At 70.9% G+C, this 17,048-nt stretch carries 22 protein-coding genes; 11 read left to right on the top strand and 11 right to left on the bottom strand.

Annotation, left to right across the window (positions count from 1 at the left end; translation table 11 throughout):
• The first annotated feature begins 61 nt into the window (after positions 1-61).
• Positions 62-652, top strand: a complete 591-nt coding sequence (locus QMO76_RS19710; RefSeq protein WP_306362789.1) for a TetR/AcrR family transcriptional regulator — start codon at positions 62-64, stop codon at positions 650-652.
• On the opposite strand, the gene QMO76_RS19705 is transcribed toward QMO76_RS19710, so the two are convergent.
• The 3 genes from QMO76_RS19705 to QMO76_RS19695 all read right to left on the bottom strand — a co-directional run bounded on the left by QMO76_RS19705 (position 649) and on the right by QMO76_RS19695 (position 3,013).
• Positions 649-825: a hypothetical protein gene (locus QMO76_RS19705; protein ID WP_306362788.1), complete on the bottom strand. Its 177-nt coding sequence runs from the start codon at positions 823-825 to the stop codon at positions 649-651. The two genes, QMO76_RS19710 and QMO76_RS19705, sit on opposite strands and share 4 nt — an antisense overlap.
• 41 nt (positions 826-866) lie before the next feature.
• Positions 867-1,721, bottom strand: coding sequence for an NAD-dependent protein deacetylase (locus tag QMO76_RS19700; RefSeq protein WP_306362787.1), 855 nt, complete (start codon positions 1,719-1,721; stop codon positions 867-869).
• Positions 1,722-2,017: 296 nt separating this feature from the next.
• Complete coding sequence (locus QMO76_RS19695) at positions 2,018-3,013, bottom strand: 1-aminocyclopropane-1-carboxylate deaminase/D-cysteine desulfhydrase (protein ID WP_306362786.1); 996 nt, start codon at positions 3,011-3,013, stop codon at positions 2,018-2,020.
• Positions 3,014-3,143: 130 nt separating this feature from the next.
• Between QMO76_RS19695 and QMO76_RS19690 the strand changes: the two genes are divergently transcribed.
• Positions 3,144-3,356 (top strand): hypothetical protein, encoded by a 213-nt coding sequence (locus QMO76_RS19690; protein ID WP_306362785.1) that lies wholly within the window; start codon positions 3,144-3,146, stop codon positions 3,354-3,356.
• 7 nt (positions 3,357-3,363) lie between these two features.
• Here the strand turns inward: QMO76_RS19690 and QMO76_RS19685 are convergent, their stop codons facing one another.
• Entirely contained in the window at positions 3,364-4,014 is a 651-nt protein-coding gene (locus QMO76_RS19685; RefSeq protein WP_306362784.1) for a TetR/AcrR family transcriptional regulator, read from the bottom strand.
• 92 nt (positions 4,015-4,106) lie between these two features.
• Between QMO76_RS19685 and QMO76_RS19680 the strand changes: the two genes are divergently transcribed.
• The 3 genes from QMO76_RS19680 (at position 4,107) to QMO76_RS19670 (ending at position 6,688) form a co-directional block, all read left to right on the top strand.
• Positions 4,107-5,576, top strand: coding sequence for a cytochrome P450 (locus QMO76_RS19680; protein ID WP_306362783.1), 1,470 nt, complete (start codon positions 4,107-4,109; stop codon positions 5,574-5,576).
• A complete protein-coding gene (locus tag QMO76_RS19675) occupies positions 5,573-5,761 on the top strand; it encodes a ferredoxin (protein ID WP_306362782.1) in 189 nt (62 codons plus the stop codon). The genes QMO76_RS19680 and QMO76_RS19675 overlap by 4 nt, the downstream gene beginning before the upstream one ends.
• A 75-nt stretch (positions 5,762-5,836) precedes the next feature.
• Positions 5,837-6,688, top strand: a complete 852-nt coding sequence (locus tag QMO76_RS19670; protein ID WP_306362781.1) for a hypothetical protein — start codon at positions 5,837-5,839, stop codon at positions 6,686-6,688.
• Here QMO76_RS19670 and QMO76_RS19665 read toward each other — a convergent pair.
• Entirely contained in the window at positions 6,661-7,374 is a 714-nt protein-coding gene (locus QMO76_RS19665; RefSeq protein ID WP_306362780.1) for a TetR/AcrR family transcriptional regulator, read from the bottom strand. The genes QMO76_RS19670 and QMO76_RS19665 overlap by 28 nt on opposite strands.
• Positions 7,375-7,435: 61 nt before the next feature.
• Between QMO76_RS19665 and QMO76_RS19660 the strand changes: the two genes are divergently transcribed.
• A complete protein-coding gene (locus QMO76_RS19660; protein ID WP_306362779.1) occupies positions 7,436-8,341 on the top strand; it encodes an oxygenase MpaB family protein in 906 nt (301 codons plus the stop codon).
• 29 nt (positions 8,342-8,370) lie between these two features.
• On the top strand, positions 8,371-8,580 hold the full coding sequence (locus tag QMO76_RS19655) for a hypothetical protein (protein WP_306362778.1): 210 nt from the start codon (positions 8,371-8,373) through the stop codon (positions 8,578-8,580).
• Here the strand turns inward: QMO76_RS19655 and QMO76_RS19650 are convergent.
• Entirely contained in the window at positions 8,577-9,563 is a 987-nt protein-coding gene (locus QMO76_RS19650; RefSeq protein ID WP_306362777.1) for a hypothetical protein, read from the bottom strand. The genes QMO76_RS19655 and QMO76_RS19650 overlap by 4 nt on opposite strands.
• Before the next feature lie 132 nt (positions 9,564-9,695).
• Between QMO76_RS19650 and QMO76_RS19645 the strand changes: the two genes are divergently transcribed.
• Both QMO76_RS19645 and QMO76_RS19640 read left to right on the top strand, forming a co-directional pair.
• Positions 9,696-10,487, top strand: coding sequence for a 3-oxo-5-alpha-steroid 4-dehydrogenase (locus QMO76_RS19645; RefSeq protein WP_306362776.1), 792 nt, complete (start codon positions 9,696-9,698; stop codon positions 10,485-10,487).
• Positions 10,488-10,540: 53 nt separating this feature from the next.
• A complete protein-coding gene (locus QMO76_RS19640; protein WP_306362775.1) occupies positions 10,541-11,095 on the top strand; it encodes a TetR/AcrR family transcriptional regulator in 555 nt (184 codons plus the stop codon).
• A 6-nt stretch (positions 11,096-11,101) separates the two neighbouring features.
• Here the strand turns inward: QMO76_RS19640 and QMO76_RS19635 are convergent, their stop codons facing one another.
• From QMO76_RS19635 to QMO76_RS19620, 4 genes are all read right to left on the bottom strand, one after another.
• Positions 11,102-12,382, bottom strand: coding sequence for a sensor domain-containing diguanylate cyclase (locus QMO76_RS19635; protein WP_306362774.1), 1,281 nt, complete (start codon positions 12,380-12,382; stop codon positions 11,102-11,104).
• A gap of 41 nt (positions 12,383-12,423) precedes the next feature.
• Positions 12,424-13,233, bottom strand: coding sequence for an SAM-dependent methyltransferase (locus QMO76_RS19630; protein WP_306362773.1), 810 nt, complete (start codon positions 13,231-13,233; stop codon positions 12,424-12,426).
• A gap of 157 nt (positions 13,234-13,390) precedes the next feature.
• Positions 13,391-14,170, bottom strand: a complete 780-nt coding sequence (locus QMO76_RS19625; protein WP_306362772.1) for a M50 family metallopeptidase — start codon at positions 14,168-14,170, stop codon at positions 13,391-13,393.
• A 20-nt stretch (positions 14,171-14,190) separates the two neighbouring features.
• Positions 14,191-14,982, bottom strand: a complete 792-nt coding sequence (locus QMO76_RS19620) for an SAM-dependent methyltransferase (protein ID WP_306362771.1) — start codon at positions 14,980-14,982, stop codon at positions 14,191-14,193.
• A 351-nt stretch (positions 14,983-15,333) separates the two neighbouring features.
• On the opposite strand from QMO76_RS19620, the gene QMO76_RS19615 reads away from it, so the two are divergent.
• Complete coding sequence (locus QMO76_RS19615) at positions 15,334-15,927, top strand: hypothetical protein (protein WP_306362770.1); 594 nt, start codon at positions 15,334-15,336, stop codon at positions 15,925-15,927.
• Positions 15,928-16,000: 73 nt separating this feature from the next.
• Here the strand turns inward: QMO76_RS19615 and QMO76_RS19610 are convergent, their stop codons facing one another.
• A complete protein-coding gene (locus QMO76_RS19610; RefSeq protein ID WP_306362769.1) occupies positions 16,001-16,915 on the bottom strand; it encodes a 2-hydroxyacid dehydrogenase in 915 nt (304 codons plus the stop codon).
• On the opposite strand from QMO76_RS19610, the gene QMO76_RS19605 reads away from it, so the two are divergent.
• Entirely contained in the window at positions 16,914-17,036 is a 123-nt protein-coding gene (locus tag QMO76_RS19605) for a hypothetical protein (RefSeq protein WP_306362768.1), read from the top strand. The genes QMO76_RS19610 and QMO76_RS19605 overlap by 2 nt on opposite strands.
• Positions 17,037-17,048 lie beyond the last annotated feature (12 nt).

The raw sequence follows: 17,048 nt of genomic DNA, 5'->3' as shown, positions 1-17,048 counted from the left end.
GGAGTTTGGCACGGCCTCGGCGTAACTGCAACCGTCTGGTTGGAATTACTAGGATGGGACCATGGCGTGGGATACCGAGGGCACCAAGCGGCGACTACTCGAGGCGGCCGTGCAGGAGTTCGCCGAGCGCGGACCGGCCGGGGCGCGGGTGGCCGCCATCGCCACCCGCGCCGGTATCAACAAGGAGCGGATCTACCAGTACTTCGGCGACAAACAGGGCCTCTTCGACGCGGTACTCACCGATCAGCTCGAGCAGCTGGCCGCGGCCAGCCCCCTGTCGGCAGCCGACGCCGGGCAACTGGCCGACTACGCCGGGCACGTCTTCGACTACCACCGCACCCACCCCCAATTCCTGCGCCTGCTGCACTGGGAGGGGTTGCAATCCGGTCGGCCGACCGCCGAATCCGCGCGCGCGGCCCACTACGCCGAGAAGGTGGCGGCGCTGGCCGCCGCCCAGCGCGCCGGAGCCCTGCCCACCGACGTCGCCCCCGGCTACCTGCTCTACGCGGTGGCGGCCCTGGCGGCCTGGTGGTTCGCGGCCCCGCAGGTGGTGCGCATGATTCTCGGCGCGGACGCCGACGACCCGGCCGCCCAGCGCGCAGCCCTCGTGACCCTGGTGCGTCGCCTCGAGCTCGGCGGCCCCGCGGCCTAACGCCGCAACAGTTCCCGCAGTGCCGCGATGACCGTGGTGGGCGCTTCCTCGGCCATGAAATGCCCGCAGCCCACCGTCTGGTGCCGCACATCCGGTGCCCAGGCGCGCCAGCGCGCCGCGGCGTCGAAACCGAGGGCACTGCCCCGATCCTGTTGCGGCACCGTGGTCGGCATGCGCAGGGCCGATGCCGCCGCCCCACCCGCCGGAACGGGTGCTACGCCGAAATGGGTGCGGTGCCGAGTGCGTTCGCGAGTGCGGTGAGTGTCGGTGCGCATCCGGCGTCGACGCGTAGGGTCGCCAGCTCGTCACCTCGGGTGGGGCCGCGGTTGACGATCACCACCGGGCGGTGGGTTCCGGCGGCGTGGCGGACGAAGCGCAGGCCGGACATGACGGTGAGCGAGGAACCCGCGACGAGGAGGGCGTCGGCGGCGTCGACCATCGAGAACGCCGCTGCCACACGGTCCTTGGGAACCGATTCACCGAAGTAGACGATATCGGGTTTGAGCATGCCGGAGCAGCGGTGGCAGTCGACCATGCGGAAGGCGGAGGTGTCGTCGAGCACGGCGTCGGCGTCGGGCGCCACCTCGAGGCCGTCGAGGGTGATGGTGTCGGCGAACCCCGGATTGGCCGCCTCGAGACGGTCGGCCAGGGTCAGGCGGGAGATGAGGCCCTGGCAGCTCAGGCAGCGCACGCGCAGGTAGGTGCCGTGCAGGTCGATGACGGCGCGACTGCCGGCCTTGGTGTGCAGCAGGTCCACGTTCTGGGTGATCAGCCCGGTGACCACGCCCGCGCGCTCCAGGCGCGCCAGTGCGCGATGCCCGGCATTGGGGCGCGCGGCGTCCATGCGCCGCCAGCCGACGTGGTTGCGCGCCCAATAGCGCTGCCGGAAGACCGGATCGCCGACGAACTGCTGATAGGTCATGGGATTGCGGGGCGGCGCGTCCGGACTCCGGTAGTCCGGAATGCCGCTGTCGGTGGAGATGCCCGCCCCGGTCAGCACCGCCACCCGCCGTCCCGCCAGCATCTCGACCAGCGCACCGAGCCCGGGAACCGCCACGTCATCCGACATGCGTCCAGGGTACGAGCCGCCTCGGCGGCGTGCGCACCCGCTTGCCGTCGCATCATCGCGCGGATCGACGCCGTTGCGCGGCGGATTGGTGGTCACACCCCGCGCGCCCATCGGGTCTATGCGTTCCCGCGTTCGGCGTCGTGGCCGTGCCGACGGGTGTCGCGTTCGCTCGCTGTATCCGCACCTCGGTTCGAGGTGCCGACCGCGGTGCGGCCGTGCCGGAGGTGGTTACGCCCGCACAGCGCGTTGGTCCGGATCGACCGCCACGCTGGCCGGGTGCGTCCACCTTGTCGCGCTCAGCGTGGGCCGTTGGTGTTGAGGTAGACGACCGGTCCGGCACCGAAGTGGCCGCGCGCGTCGAGTTCCAGCAGGGCCGCCAGGGCCTTGGCGGTGTAGACGGGTTCCAGCTCGAGGTTTTCGAGGCCGGCGGCACGCCACCGGGCTGCCTCGCCTTCGGGGGTGGCGTGGCCGTAGCCCGTGCCGAGCCAGTCGGTGTGAATCTCCAGATTGCAGGTGGGCGTGAGGTTCTCGGGCAGCCGCGCACCGCGACGGCGTAGCAGGCGCGCGGTGCGCTGGGCCAGGCGGGTGACGGCTCGGTGGTCCAGGCGCAGGGTGTCGTTCACGACCACGCCCACCACGCGGGTGGGCAGCCCCGCCAGCCGCAGGCCCAGCGCCAGCCCGGCCACCGTCCCGCCCGACCCCACCGGGGTGACGATATGGGTCGGCTCGGGCAGCTCCCCGGCCCGCACCTGCTCGGCCAGCTCCAGCGCCGCCTCCACATAGCCGAGCGCGCCCACGGGAGAGGAGCCGCCCGCCGGAAGCAGACAGGGCGGGCGCGCGCCCGAGAAATGCCGGGCCAGCAGCAGCGGCGCGGCCAATACGGTCCGCGTCTTGGAGCGGGTGAAGCGCAGTTCCGCCCCGGAGGCGCGCAGCCGCTGCAACTGCCGTCGCACATGGTCGTCCACAGGCTGATCTACCAGTGCCAGTACGGTTTTCAGGCCGTGCTCGCGGCCGTACAGTGCGGTCGCCAGCCCCCAGTTGGTGCCGAGCCCTCCCACGGTCACAATGGTGCGCCGCCCGCGCCGCAGCGCATCCGGCAGCAGCCATTCGAGCTTGCGTACCTTGTTCCCGCCCCACCCGCCGTCCCCGAAGGCGCTGTCGTCCTTCACCCACAGCTGCGCCCCGACGCTCAGCGCGGACAGCCTGCGCACCGGCGTCGGCCGGGAACCTAGCGGCAGCTGCGGGAGGGTGTGCGCGAGTTCCGGAAAGCGCCGGTGGAGCAGAGCGGTCACGCGCGCAGCGTATCCGGCCGCCCGTCGATCCGGCACCCGCGGCGAACCTGTATCGGGCCGACCCGCACCCGGTCGTGCGTGCCCGCACTCGGGAGCTCGAACCGCCCACCAACCGCTCTGGCCCTTCGGCGTGGACGAGAGCCTGGACATCCGGGTCCGCCAGCTCGGCCGCGAGCAGCCGGTGGGCACGGTCGGCCGGATTCCCGCCGGTGGTATGGATATGCCGTGGTCGGCGACGGTCCCGATCGACGCCTCCTGTCCGGGCACGCTCACGGTGGCGGTCGCCACCGGGGGCCATGGCACCGATGTGGAGCGCTTCGCGATCACCGGGGTGCACTGCTGAGTACCGTTCAGGACTCCAGTTTCTCGGCCAGGGCGGGCAGCCGGTCCACCATGTCCACCACGTAGTCGGCGACCACGTCGATCATGACCGGCCGCTCCACCTTCAGCCCGCCGTCCAGCCACACCAGCATCAGTTCGGCCGCACCGCCGGTGATCAGCTGGGCCAGGGCGGTGAGCGCGTTGTCCTCGCCCTCGGGGATGTCGAGCAGCAGCCGGGCCTCCTGCATGATCACCGCCGCGACCCGCCGCATGCCCACGAAGCGCCGTCGCATGAGCGCCTCGCTGCCGTGTGCCTGCGCCAGCGCGATATTGGCGCGGCGTGGATCGTCGGTGAGCGCGACGATGAGCGCCGCCACCCCGGCCCGGATCTTGTCGGCCTGGCCGCCCGCGGTCTCGGCGATGGCCGTGCGCGCGGAATCCAGTGCCGCGACTTGGATCTCGTCGAGCAGGTCGCCCGCCAGCGCGTCCAGGTCCGGGAAGGACTCGTAGAAGAACCGCGGGCCGACCCGGGCCTGCTCGCAGACTCCGCGCACGGTGAGGGCGGACAGCCCCTGGGTGCCGATGATGTCGAGCGCGGCGTCCAGCAGGCGGCGACGGCGCTGCTCGCGCCGTTCGTCGGTGGTCGCTCCGCGATAGGTCCCGCCGAATTCCCGCCTCACACCGACCAGCTTGGCACACTTATCAGGAAACGACTGTTTACGGAAACCATCGTTTCCGGTACCGTGAGATTCATCTCGAAGGGAGACCGACGATGAATCTCCTTGTGCCCCGGGACTTCCGGGATCCGGTCGGCCATGCCCGCCAGGTGCGGGCCCGGCTCAACCAGCGGCTACAGCGCGCCGTCGGCGGGGTGGTGGAGCGCTATCCGTCACCGGCCCGCCCGCTGGCGACACCCCCGCCCGGCAGCGGCCTGAAACCAGTCATGGGTGATTTCGGGCCACCCTGGATCGGCTATATCCTCAGCTCGCTCGCCGATCCGATCGAGTTCTCCCGCAGGCGGTTACGCGACTACGGACCGGTGAGCTGGGCGGGCGGCTTCGGGCGCCCGATCGTCGCCGTCGGCAGCCCGGAGGCGCTGGAGCAGGTCATGCTGGACCGGGATCGGGTGTTCTCGGCGCAACGCGGCTGGGAGTTCCTGATCGGCCCGTTCTTCCGCGGCGGTCTGCTGCTGCGCGATTTCGACGACCACCTCTACCACCGCCGCATCCTGCAGCAGGTCTTCACCAGGCCGCGGCTCGACGGGTATCTCGAACTGACCTCGCCGCTGCTGGCCCGGGGCATCGCGGACTGGCGGCCGGGGCCGGACTTCCGGCTCTACGACGCGGTCAAACAGCTGTTGCTGGAGCAGGCGACCGCCGTGTTCGCGGGCGCGGAGCTCGGTCCGGAGAGCACCCGGCTGTCGCGGGCGTTCGAGGACGCCGTGCACGGCGGCACCGCCATGATCCGCGCCGACGTCCCCGGCGGCGTGTGGCGTCGCGGCCTGCGCGGTCGGCGGGTGCTCGAGGAGTACTTCCGGCGTGAGCTGCCGCGGCGGCGCGCGGGGGAGGCCGCCGACCTGTTCAGCGTGCTCGCCCGGGTGGCCACCCTGCCCGAGCACCGGCTCACCGATGCCGACGTGGTGGCGCACATGATCTTCGTGATGATGGCCGCGCACGACACCAGCGCCATCTCCATCGCCATGCTGGCCTACGAGCTGGCCCGGCACCCCGACTGGCAGGAGCGGCTGCGGGCCGAATCGCGCGCCCTGGGCAAGGCCGATCTGGACTACGGCGACCTGGCCCGGCTGCCCGGCCTGGACCTGGCCTTCAAGGAGGCGCTGCGGATGTACGCGCCGGTGGCCCAGCAGGCCCGCGAGACCATCGCCGACACCGATATCGCGGGGCATTTCGTGCCGGCGGGCACGCTGGTCATGACCGGGCCGTACACCATGATGCGGCAGCGGGAGTTCTGGCGCGATCCGGATGCCTTCGACCCGGCGCGGTTCGACGCCGACCACCGCGAGGACGCCGCGCACCGCTTCGCCTGGGCGCCGTTCGGGGGTGGGGCGCACAAGTGCATCGGACTCTACTTCGGCGGTATGACGGTGAAGGCGGTGCTGCACCGCATGCTGCTGGCGTACCGCTGGAGTGTGCCGCCGGCATATCGGGTGCCGCTCATCGCGGGCACCGGGCCGCTGCCCGCGGACGGTCTGCCGGTGCGGCTGGAACGGCTCGACGCATGAGGATCGAGGCCGATCTCACCCGCTGTGCGGGGCACGGCATGTGCGAGGCCGTCGCGCCCGATCTGTTCCGGGTGGGAGATGACGAGCGGGTGGCCGTGCGGTGTGCCGAGGTGCCGGAATCCGACCGCGAGGTGGCCCTGCTGGCGGTGGACAGCTGCCCCACGCAGGCACTGCGTTCGGCCTGATCACACCGGTCTCGAAATGTAATACCGACCGCGCGGTAGCTACTCAACAGCAACTGGTCGGTCTACTGTGCGGCTATGGATATGGCACTCGAGTGGGACCGGCACCCAGGTACCGGCCTGCGCCTGGCGAATGAACTAGCGGGAGCGGCGGGACTGTTCCAACTGGAGGACGTCGCCCTCGACCAGCCATCCGACCTGCTCGGCACCATTGCCGCCCGCTCGGACGGCCGCCTGCTCGGCTGGGCGGAGCTGCGCGCCGCCGGACCCCGCGACGCCTGGGTCCAGGTCATCGACGCCGACCGGCTGGTGCGCTCCATTCGCCTCGGACACACCGACGACACGCCCGCCACGCCGGACGAGACCGAAGTCTTCGCCACCCTCATCGCCTCCGCCGCCGGCCACGCCCAGGGCGCGGGCTATCGCGTGCTGCGCTGGGAGGGGTCCGACACCGGTCCGGAGGGGCAGGCCGCCGCACTGCTGGAGGCCGATGTCATCGGTGAGGTGGCCCGGCTGTGGACCGCCGAGCTGGGCAGCTGGGAACCGCCGGAGGGGGCCGGGGCCGTCGCCGCCGATCAGTGGATCCTGCACGCCGAGGCCGAGTCCACCGAGCCGCCCGGCAATCTGTTCATCGTGGCGCTGCTGGGCGAGGGGGCCACCGATCCGATCGCCACCATCACCGCCACCATCATCGACGACATCGCCTATATCAATACCGGCGAGCAGATCTCCTACGCCGACGTCGCCGCCGACCGCCTGGCCGGTCTCGTGGTGGCGCTGCTGTCCGAGATCCAGGATCGCTTCCCGACCGTCGCCTTGCTGCGCGTCTTCGAATTCGACGACGCCACCGTGCGCGCGGCCCTCGAGCGCGCCGGTCTGGAGTTGGCCGCGCACTTCCGCGATTACGAGCTGGTGCTGGTCGAGGACTGACCCCGCGCGGCGATCCGGTCCAGCCCGTCGAGGGCGCCCAGCATCAACTCCACATTGTCGCGGACGAATTCGTCTCGGGCGTAAGGGGTTTCGCCGTACGCCAGGGCGGTCGTGGTTTCGCCGAAGGCGGCCACCAGGAAGCGTGAGGCGAGGACCACCGCGCGGTCCTCGGCGCGCACGCCCGCGACGAGTCCGGCCAGGGTGGCCGCGAAGGCGGCCACATAGTCCTCCGAGCGCTCCAGCCTGTGCCGGGCGCTGCCGGGATGGCCGTACGCCTTGGTGGACAGGAATTTGCCCTTGGCGGGCTGCGCGAGGAAGAAGTCGGTGATGGCCTCCACCACCGCCGTGATGCGGGCGTGCCGGTCCGGCGGGGTGTCGCGCACCGCGGCGTGCACCGTCCGCGCCAGCTCGCGCGCGGCGGAGTCGAACGCCGCTCCGGTGAGCTCGTCCAGATCGGCGAAGCTCTCGTAGACGAACCGGGTGGACAGGCCCGCTGCCGCGGCCACGCGTCGCACGGTCAGGGCACCCGCGCCCTCGCGCGCCATCACCTCGATGGCGGCGTCGACCAACTGCTCGCGCCGCCCGCGCATCCGCTCGTCGGCCGCGATCCCGCCGTAGCGCCGGGCGGCCTTCATCGGTGCGGCCCCGGCATGGTGTTCCGCGTCACTGCCGCTGAATGTTGACACATTTGTTTCCTGAAACCTACCTTTCTAGACACAAATGATTCCTCAATGTGGAGGCGTTGCCATGGCCGGCCCCGTGTCGGAAATCTACGTGACCGACCACCCCGAACCCGTGCGCCGGGGAGTCGCGCCGGACTCGCCGACGGCTCGCTACGCCGCCGACTGGCGACTGATCATGCTGGCCCCGAGCGCCCTGCTGCTCCAGGTCGCCCACCCGGTCATCGGTTCCGGAGTGGCGCAGCACTCGGTGTACACGACCGATCCGCTGGGCCGCTTCGACCGCTCCTACTGGCCGACCATCGCCCTGGCTTTCTACGGTGACGACACCGCCGCCTACGGGCGCGACATCCGCGCCATGCACAAGGGCATCACCGGCGTGGACCACGCGGGTCGCCGCTACCACGCCTGGGAGCCGGAGGCGTACTTCTGGGTGCTCGGCACCGCCTACTGGGCCTGCACGGTGGTGGCCGAACGCTTCGGCGCGGGACTGTCCCGCACCGAGCGGGCCGAACTGTACGCGGGCTGGCGGCAGGCCAGCCTGCTCGCGGGCCTGCGCGACCGCGACGCCCCGGCCGACGTGCCGGACTTCGACCGGTTCTTCGACCGCATGCTGACCGAGCGATTGGAACACCACCCGAGCGTGGACGACGTGCTCGCCACCCTGCGCCGCCCACCGGCACCGGCCGGTGTGCCCGCCGCGCTGTGGCGGCCGATCATGTGGGGCATCGTCGGACCGTTCGCGGCCTGGGTGAACACCGGCGTCCTGCCGCCCCGGGCACGCGAGTTGCTCGGCCTGGAATGGACCACGCGCGACGAGGCGCTGCTGCGCGGCTGGGCGGCGCTGGTGCGAACCGTGAACCGCCTGCTGCCGCGTCCGGTCCGCGAGATCGGCCGGACCGTCGCGCTGTGGCGCAAGGACGCCATCATCGCCACGGCCCGGCGCGTCGCGTCGGGGGCGCGCGGCGAATAGATCGGTCCGGTGTCGTGTTGGCAGGCCGCATGGCGGACCGTTCAGGCGGTCGCACCCGAGGTGTCTCGACCGAGCTGTACTCGAGTCCGGCCGATCTGCCGCAGTTCGTGCCGGGGGAAGCATCCGCGCCCGCGGCGGTCTCGGAGCTGCGGGCGCTGAAGAACCTGCGGGAGCGGTTGGCGGCCAACCTCTCTCGCCCGGTCGAGCGGTGCGCTGCGGCCCGGCCGAGGTCGGGCTAGCGGACGTCGCGGGGGACGCCGAGTTCGCGGTCCAGGTAGCGCAGGTCGGGGTCGTCGCGGCTGCCGTTGCGGAAGGCGCGGAAGACCAGGTCCTGGGGGTGGTTGACGGCGAAGACGTCGCGGAAGGTGGCCACGGTGCGGTGCGGGATGCCCGCCAGGCGCGGGTGGTAGCCGGTGTGAGCCTCGGGCCCCTCCCAGATGAGCGCGCCGCTCTGCGGGGCGAAGGTCCAGCCGAGGGCGGTCATCCGGCGGTCGAATTCGGCGCGGCCGAGTCCGGCCACATCCCAGCCGCTGGCCTCGTTGTGCAGGCGACGGCCGTGCAGGAACTGAACGAAGCACGGATCCGGTCCGGGGTGCGGGGTGCTGAGGCCGAGCACGCTGTCCCAGGGCAGTGTGGTCAGCGCCCAGGCCAGCCGGACGGTGAAGTCGGCCCAGTCGTCGCATACCGGGGCGGCGGCGCGGGCGGTGGGACGTTCGGCGGGCAGGCCGTAGGAGTCGGTGCCGGGGGCGTCCAGGCTCCAGGTGGCGCACCGTAGTCGGCGCGGGGCCATGGCCAGGCCCGCGTCCAGGACCGCCACCACCGAGGCCGCCACCGCTCGCCGCGCCTCGACCGCCTCGCCGCGCCGCCATCCGGTGTGCCAGGCGCGGGCCAGCTCCGGCCGCCGCCACACCCGCTCCACCGCGCGCAGTTCCGGGTTGGGTTGTGCCGCATCCGATTCCAACGGCAGTGGGCAGGGCTCCCAGAGCCCGTCCGGCTGTTCCCGCAGCACGGTCAGCAGGTGTTCGGCGGCGGCGGCGTCATCGGGAACGGGTAGCAGGACCTCGATGGCGCTGCCCTGCTGCGCGAAATGAACGCACCGCCCGGTATTTTCGTCACGCAGTTGCAGGAAACGCGGATTCCAGTCGAGGCCGGATTCGAGGTCCTCCTCCTCGAGAAAGTGCGGCATGCTGCGCAACAGTCCGTCCCACCTGTCCTCACCCATCTCCACTCCTCCCGATTCCCGGCGGTTAAGTTACCGGCAGGGGCAATCGCCTTGCCCGGCAAGGGTTACCGGTGCACTGTGGAGCGCAGCATGGTAGAACGTGTTCTAGTTTTACCTCGATGAAGGATCTCGATGAACTGGTACACCGGGAATACGACCTACGACACCGCGCTCGCCATCGGCTTCGCCTTCGCGGCATTCGTGCTGATAGGCGGGCTTTTCGGACAAAGTCCGTACGGTCGATTCGCGACGGCGAAGCTGGGGCTCAACCTGAATCCGAAACTCGGCTGGTGGCTCATGGAGATTCCGGCGACCGTGGTTTTCGCGGTCTGCTTCCTGGCCGGGCCGAACCGATTCGAACCCACCGCGCTGGTGCTGGCCGCCATCTGGGTGCTGCACTACGGCAACCGCGGCTGGTTCTTCCCGCTGTCCATCCGCCAGGCGCCGGGCAAGCGCGGGAGTTTCAACATCTCGGTGCTGGCCATGGGCATGTTCGTCACCGCGCTGCACGGCTACCTCAACGGCACCCTGTTCGGCCACGACTACCTGGACCGGTACGGCACCGACTGGCTCACCGACCCGCGCTTCCTGATCGGCCTGGCGGTCTACCTGTGCGGCTTCGCGCTACTGGTCCACTCGGAGAGTATTGTTCGCAATCTTCGCGACAAGAACGATCCGGGCGCAACGGAATACAAGATCCCGTACGGTGGCGGCTTCCGATTCGTCACCAGCCCCACATATCTCGGCGAGCTGATCGCCTGGACCGGATTCGCCATCCTGACCTGGGCGCTGCCCGGCCTGGTCATCCTGCTGATCACCGTGGGCAATCTGGTGCCGCGCGCCTTCGCCACACACCGCTGGTATCGGGAGAAGTTCGCCGACTACCCGGCCGAGCGAAAAGCTCTCATTCCCTTCGTGATATGAGAAATTGTCCGACACGGAATTCCCCAGGGGCGGGATTGGGCTACGGTAATCGCATGGCGCGTCTGGTGAGTAAAGAACAGTACTTCGACCAGGGCCTCGACGTTTTGGCACAGGCCGGTTTCGCCGGGCTCAACATCGGGGTGCTGTGCCGGGCGCTGGGTGTCACGAGCGGATCCTTCTACCACCACTTCGGCAGTTGGCAGGGCTTCGTGGACGCCCTGCTGTCCTATTGGGAGGGGCAGCAGGCCAGACGGTTGCGGGAGCTGGAGTTCGGCAGCGGCACACCGGAATCCGATGTGGACAAACTGCGCGAACTGACCCTGGGGCTGCATCACCGGGCCGAGGCCGCCATCCGCGCGTGGGGCGCGAACGACGCCTCGGTCGGCACGGTGCTGCGCCGGGTGGACGACGCCCGCCGCCGGATTCTCGGCAAGGCGATCGCCGGGGTGGTGGGGGACCGGGCCGTCGCGGCGCATCTCACCTCGCTCGGCATGGCCATGCTGGTCGGCTATCAGCAGCTGTCGGCGGCCGGGCACCGCGACGACTTCGGGCCGCTGTTGGACGAGTTCGTGCGGCTGGTGTTCTCGCACGCGCACGTGGTCGCCTGACCGCCGCTAGCGGCCGCGCGGTCCGTAGGAGTGCCGCGGCCCGCGTTCGAACTTGTTGCGGTACATGGCCGTATCCACCGTGTGCAGGAGATCGTCCACCGCCGTCGGCGCGCTCTCGGCGACGGCGGTGCCGATGCTCGCGCCCAAGGTCACCGGATGCCCGTCCACCGCGAACGGCGCGCCCAGGGCGGCGAGCATCTCCTCGGCCAGCTTCGCCAGCTCATCGGCGTCGCACCGCTCGACCAGCACGATGAACTCGTCGCCGCCGATGCGCGCGGCCATTCCGCCCACCGCGGAGACGGTGGTGAGCAGCCGGGTCGCCACCTCGCGCAGCACCCGGTCGCCGGTGGCGTGGCCGTACTCGTCGTTGATCTCCTTGAAGCCGTCCAGATCCAGATAGCAGACGCCCACCGGCGGCTCGGCGGCCCCGAGCCGGTCGAAGAACAGCAGCCGGTTGGGCAGCCCGGTGAGCGGATCGTGATGGGCGTCGTGCCACAGCCGGTCGGCGAGCTGTTTGCGTTCGGTGATGTCGATGGTGACACCCACCAGGAAGCGCGGCCGCCCGTCGCCGTCGCGCACCACCGACATGGACAGGTCGATGGTCTTGCGGGAGCCGTCGGGGCGCTCGTGCGTGGTTTCGGTGCGGAAGCGGTCGGTCTCGCCGGTGAGCAGCCGCTGGAAATGGTCGAAGGCGTCACCGATGTTCTGCGGTCCGAGAATGTCGGCCACCGACCGGCCCGGCATGTCGGCGGCGGGCACACCCAGCGTCTCGGCCATGGCGGCGTTCACGTCCAGCACCTGGCCGGTGCTGATGTCGATGGTGCCGATGCCGACCGAGGCGGCGGTGAAGATGGCCTCGAACCGCGCCTCCGACAGCTGCCGCCGCGCCTCCGCCTCCCGAGCCGCGGTGAGCGCCGCGGCGAGGGTGGTCTCCTGTTCGGCCAGCGCGGCCTGGCGTAGTCGGTCGGTGAACGCGGCCGCGAACGCGGCCGCCACGGCGGCGGCCCGCAGCCTGCCCGTGTGGTAGTCGGCGGCCGTGGGGTCGGGGTACTCGGCGTCGAACATCTCCCCGCAGATCAGCAGCACCGAGTGATGGACGGCGCGGGCGTCGCGGTAGTTGGCGGCGACCAGGGCGGCGGCGGCCTCACCCGCGACCGCCGGATCGCCCGTCCCCCGGATCGCGGCCAGCAGACCACCGGTGTACCGCCCGAGCAGCACCTCCACCTGGGCGCGGGTGAGCGTCGGCGCGACCGCGCCGTCGAGAAGTTCGGCCCATCGCACGGCCACATCTCGCGCTCCCACCGCAACCCCCTGTCGAGTCCGTCGAATCAGGGCTTCCGACCCACGCCCGCCAGACCCAGTGAGCGTCCCGGTGCCTCGTGCTGGTCGCGTTCGGATTCCGGCCGCCACAGCGGCAGCTCGACGACGCCGGGTTCGATCAGTTCCCAGCCGTCGAACAAGGTGGTGATCGCCTCGCGGGACCGGAAGTGAATACCGATCTTATTCTCATTCTCGGCATTGGCGCCCAGCTTGGCGGCATCCTCGGGACGCTGCGCCGAGGTGAGGTGCGAAATCGCCACGTAGCTGCCGCCCGGCACCGCCGCCCGCAACTGCGACACCAGCTCGGCGGGCCGGTCCTCATCGCCCACCAGGTGCAGCACCGCCACCAGCAGGACGCCGACGGGCTGGGAGAAGTCGACGAGTCCGGTCTCGCGGGCGCGCTCGAGCAGTTCGGCGGGCTTGCGCAGGTCCGCCTCGATGGCCCCGGCGCGGTCGTTGCCGCTCAGAATGGCCTTGGCGTGCGCCACCGCCACCGGGTCGATATCCGCGTACAGCACCCGTGCGGCGGGATCGATCTCCTGCGCCACCTCGTGCACATTGCCCGCGGTCGGAATGCCGGAGCCGACGTCGAAGAACTGCCGTACCCCCGCGTCCATCAGGAACCGCACCGCCCGCCGCAGGAACGCCCGGTTGCTGAGCGCCAGCCGGGGTAGGTCCGGGACGAGCTGCTTGCCCATTTCGGCGGCCTGCCGGTCGACCTCGAAGTTGTGCGAGCCGCCCAGCAACGCGTCGTACATGCGTGCCGGACTGGCCTGGGTCATATCCACGCCCTCCGGGGCCCACGCCGGTCTGTTCATTCGAAACCCTCCTGCGAACCAACGATCTCGGACCACGCCGCGGGCGGGCGGGTCCGCTGCCGGATGCTCCGTGTCCATGATCACCCGGGCCGTGCTCTGCGAATGGTAGCCCGCGTGCTCGAGAACTATTGCAGCGACATGTTTCTCATCGGCCGAGTCAGGGGCCGGCCGGGGCCGGGCAGGTGCTGTCGGTGACGAGGGGCAGGCAGACGCCGGTGATGTCCTCGAGCAGCAGCCGTCCGCCGAGCACCAGCGCCGCCAGCGCCACGGCCCCGAAGAACAGCACCCATACGATGCCCGGAACCCGGGTGAGCCGCGCCAGCTGGTCGGCGTCCGAATCGGGTTCGTGCGCGCGGTTGCGCTGGAGTTCGACCACCGGTCGCGCGGCCGCCAGCAGCAGGAACCACGCGGCGAAGTAGGCGAACCCGGCCTGCAGGTCGTCGGTGCCGAACCAGGAGACCGCGAATACCGCGCCGCCCGTGACGAAGACCGACAGCAGCCCGAAACCGTTGCGCACCTTGAGAAGCACCGCCGCCAGCAGGGCGATGGTGGCCCACAGCATGAGCGTGATCCGATGCGCGCCGAGCAGCGCCGCGTAGCCGAGGCCGAGCAGCGCCGGGGCGGGATATCCGGCCATGGTGGTGAGCACCATCCCGAAGCCGTAGGGCTTGCCGCTGGATACCGTGAGCCCGGAGGTGTCCGAATGCAGCCGGATGCTGTTGAGCCGCCGTCCGGTGAGCAGCGCGACGAAGGCGTGACCGCCTTCGTGCGCGATGGTGACCACATTGCGGGTCAGCCGCCAGGCGGGCCGGTAGAGCACGATCAGCAGGGCAGCGATTCCGGTGCCCAGCACCAGCCACCACGGCGGAGGCGTCTGCGTACCGGTGAGGCGGTCGACGATCGAGTTCCCGCGTTCGACGAATTCGGCGATCTGCACCGCCGCACCCTACCCGGGCATCAGGGCTTGCGCCCGATGCCGCCGCGTACCGAGGTGCTCTCGCCCGTGGGTGGCTCGTCGACCCGCCAGCGATCGATGGGAACGACGCCGGGCGGCACCGGTTCCAGCCCCTCGAAGGCGCCTTCGATCTCGGCCGGGGTGCGGGGATGGTAGGGGACGCCGCCGGTCTGCGCGTAGTTCTCGCACAGCCTGACGTAGGCCGGATCGTCGGTGGTGCCGTCGTTGAGCACCAGGTAGCTGCCGGAGGGCACGGCGGCCATGAAGTTGTCCACGATGCGTCGCACGTCCCGGTAGGTGGGCGCATGGCCGAGCACGCCGTGGAACATGACGGCGATCGGTTTGCTGAAGTTCAGGACCTGCCGCGCGGCGGTGATGATGTCCTCGGGGTGATTGAAGTCCGCGTCGATGTAGGTGGTGACGCCCTCGTCGGTGGTGCTGGTGAGCAGGGCGCGGGCGTGCGCGAGCACCATGGGGTCGTTGTCCACGTAGACGACCTTCGCCTCGGGCGCGATGCCCTGGGCCACCTCGTGGGTGTTCTGCATGGTGGGCAAACCGGTTCCGACATCGAGGAATTGGCGGATCCCGGCCTCCGCGGTCAGATAGCTCACCGTGCGGATGAGGAAGCGCCGCGACTCGACGGCCATGGTGCGGATGCCGGGGTAGGCATCGATGCCCGCCTCGCCCGCGATCCGGTCGACCTCGTAGTAGTCGCGACCGCCCATCCAGAAGTTCCAGATCCGGGCCGAATGCGGGATATCCGTGCGTATCCGCGGTTGCGGCGGGTGGGACATGCTCGATCTCCTCTGGACGCTCGGCGTGGAATCTACGCCCTACACCGCCGTCTCGCGGGCAATTCACCGACCTGTGATCGGGAGCCGCTGGACCGCGCCGACGATCGGCGCCGGACCGCGCGAATGCGCAGCGGCAGCGTGGATCCGGCGGCCTTCGTCGCCACCGGATCGCCGAACGGAACCGGCCCGGCGGTCCTGCCGCGGCGACGGTGCCGCCGACATCCGGGGATTCGGCGTGCCGACACGGTGAAGGTAGTGGTCACTGGACATAACGGGTTTGCGGGAGTATCACAACGGGTATCGGCACCGATGTAATCGGTGTCAGCGACGCCGTGGAAGAAGGTGGTCCGGGTGTCGGCGAATGCGCCGGTGCGGCTGTGGCGGGTGCAACCGTGGAACCCGAATCCGCTCATGCGCGCATCGGATCGGTGGGAGGCGCTGATCTGGCTCGTCGCGGTGCTCGCGGCCCTGGTGGCGGTGCCCGTCGCGGGGGCGATCGGCACCTCGGCCTATACCGGGGCGGCGGCGCGCATCGCCGCGGAGGACGCCGACAAGACCCGCGTCACCGCCACCGTGGTCGGCATACCCGACGATGTGACCCGCGAGCGCGGCGTGGTGCGGGTGGAACGCTTCCCGGCCACCGTGCGCTGGGACGCCGACGGCCGCACCGGCGAGGCCGACGTCCAGCTGTCCACGCCCGCCGTCACCGGAGCCGAGACCGAGGTCTGGCTCGGCGCCGACGGCACCCCCACCGCGCCGCCGGCCAAACCCGGATCGGCCGCCGCCGAGGGGGTCGGCACCGGCCTGGCTGTTCTGGTCGAAACCTGGTGTGCGGCAGCGGCGCTGGTGTGGGTGACGCACACCGTGCTCACCGCGCGCCGCAATGCGCGCTGGGATCACGAGTGGCGCACCATGAACCATTCGATCGGGCGCGACACCCTGTGAGGTGCTGGCGAATTCGGAGTGCTCCGGGCCGCGCGCACCTCGCAGGCCCGGATCCGGTTCGCCGCTCGCCGACTCAGTACTCGCCGTCGACCAGATTGCGCAGCGGCTCGCCGGCCAGATACCGCCGGATCTCGCCCACCGCCACCGCGTAGGCGCGCTCGACATTGCCGCGGCTGCTGCCGCCCACATGCGGGGTGAGCAGCAGTCCGGGTGCGTCCCAGAGCGGATGGCCGGCGGGCAGCGGCTCCGGGTCGGTGACGTCCAGAACGGCGCGCAGCCGCCGCGCGGTCAGTTCGGCGAGCAGCGCGTCGGTGCGCACCACCGGACCCCGCGCGGCATTGACCAGGATCGCGCCGTCGGGCATGCGGGCCAGGAACTCCGCGTCCACCATGCCGACGGTGCGGCTGGTGACGGGGACGGTGAGGATCACCGCGTCGGCGTGTGGGAGCAGGTCGGGCAATTCGTCCACGGCGTGCACACCGTCGCGGGCGCGGGTGCCCACCACGGTCACCGAGGTGTCGAACGGGGCGAGTTTGCGGCGCATCTCGGCCGAGAGATCGCCCGCTCCGACGATCAGCACGCGCTTGCCGTGCAGGGTGTCGGTGCGATGCTGGGTCCACCGATGCTCGCGCTGCGCCACCGCGAACTCGGTGAACTCGCGGTAGACGCTGAGCAGTCCGGTGAGCGCCCACTCGGCGGTGCTGGCTCCGTGCGCGCCGCGCGCGGTGGACAGCAGCACACCTTCCGGGATCCGCCCGACCCATGCTTCGGCTCCGGCGGTGAGCAGTTGGATCAGACGCAGTTTCGGCAGCTCCCAGGCCATGGCGGCGGCGGCCGATCCGGCGAGGAAGCCGGGCACCAGAATCTCGGCGTCCGCACCGCCCGGGGGTACCGGATCGCCGGGCCGGTAGCGCACCGCCCGCACCCCGTCGAGCGCCGACACCGCGGCCAGCCCGTCATCGTCGGGAATCAACACAGTCGTCGCCATGAGCGCCACGGTAGTACGGCCGCTCGGCGCGCTGCCCGGTGCGGCGGCGCGCGGGCGCTACCGATACGGCGAGGCCGCCGCCCGCGGGTGCGGACGGCGGCCATGCGCACCGCGCGCCTAGCTGTAGTGCCTG

Source organism: Nocardia sp. CC227C (assembly GCF_030767025.1).
Lineage (GTDB): Bacteria > Actinomycetota > Actinomycetes > Mycobacteriales > Mycobacteriaceae > Nocardia.
Note: the sequence above shows the minus strand (reverse complement) of the source record. Positions and strands in the feature narration are given on the sequence as shown.

Coding starts and splice junctions, on each gene's coding strand:
- QMO76_RS19710 (WP_306362789.1), top strand. CDS start 62: ATGGCGTGGGATACCGAGGGCACCAAGCGGCGACTACTCGAGGCGGCC.
- QMO76_RS19705 (WP_306362788.1), bottom strand. CDS start 825: ATGCCGACCACGGTGCCGCAACAGGATCGGGGCAGTGCCCTCGGTTTC.
- QMO76_RS19700 (WP_306362787.1), bottom strand. CDS start 1,721: ATGTCGGATGACGTGGCGGTTCCCGGGCTCGGTGCGCTGGTCGAGATG.
- QMO76_RS19680 (WP_306362783.1), top strand. CDS start 4,107: ATGAATCTCCTTGTGCCCCGGGACTTCCGGGATCCGGTCGGCCATGCC.
- QMO76_RS19675 (WP_306362782.1), top strand. CDS start 5,573: ATGAGGATCGAGGCCGATCTCACCCGCTGTGCGGGGCACGGCATGTGC.
- QMO76_RS19670 (WP_306362781.1), top strand. CDS start 5,837: ATGGATATGGCACTCGAGTGGGACCGGCACCCAGGTACCGGCCTGCGC.
- QMO76_RS19660 (WP_306362779.1), top strand. CDS start 7,436: ATGGCCGGCCCCGTGTCGGAAATCTACGTGACCGACCACCCCGAACCC.
- QMO76_RS19655 (WP_306362778.1), top strand. CDS start 8,371: ATGGCGGACCGTTCAGGCGGTCGCACCCGAGGTGTCTCGACCGAGCTG.
- QMO76_RS19650 (WP_306362777.1), bottom strand. CDS start 9,563: ATGGGTGAGGACAGGTGGGACGGACTGTTGCGCAGCATGCCGCACTTT.
- QMO76_RS19645 (WP_306362776.1), top strand. CDS start 9,696: ATGAACTGGTACACCGGGAATACGACCTACGACACCGCGCTCGCCATC.
- QMO76_RS19640 (WP_306362775.1), top strand. CDS start 10,541: ATGGCGCGTCTGGTGAGTAAAGAACAGTACTTCGACCAGGGCCTCGAC.
- QMO76_RS19630 (WP_306362773.1), bottom strand. CDS start 13,233: ATGAACAGACCGGCGTGGGCCCCGGAGGGCGTGGATATGACCCAGGCC.
- QMO76_RS19620 (WP_306362771.1), bottom strand. CDS start 14,982: ATGTCCCACCCGCCGCAACCGCGGATACGCACGGATATCCCGCATTCG.
- QMO76_RS19605 (WP_306362768.1), top strand. CDS start 16,914: ATGAGCGCCACGGTAGTACGGCCGCTCGGCGCGCTGCCCGGTGCGGCG.
- QMO76_RS19610 (WP_306362769.1), bottom strand. CDS start 16,915: ATGGCGACGACTGTGTTGATTCCCGACGATGACGGGCTGGCCGCGGTG.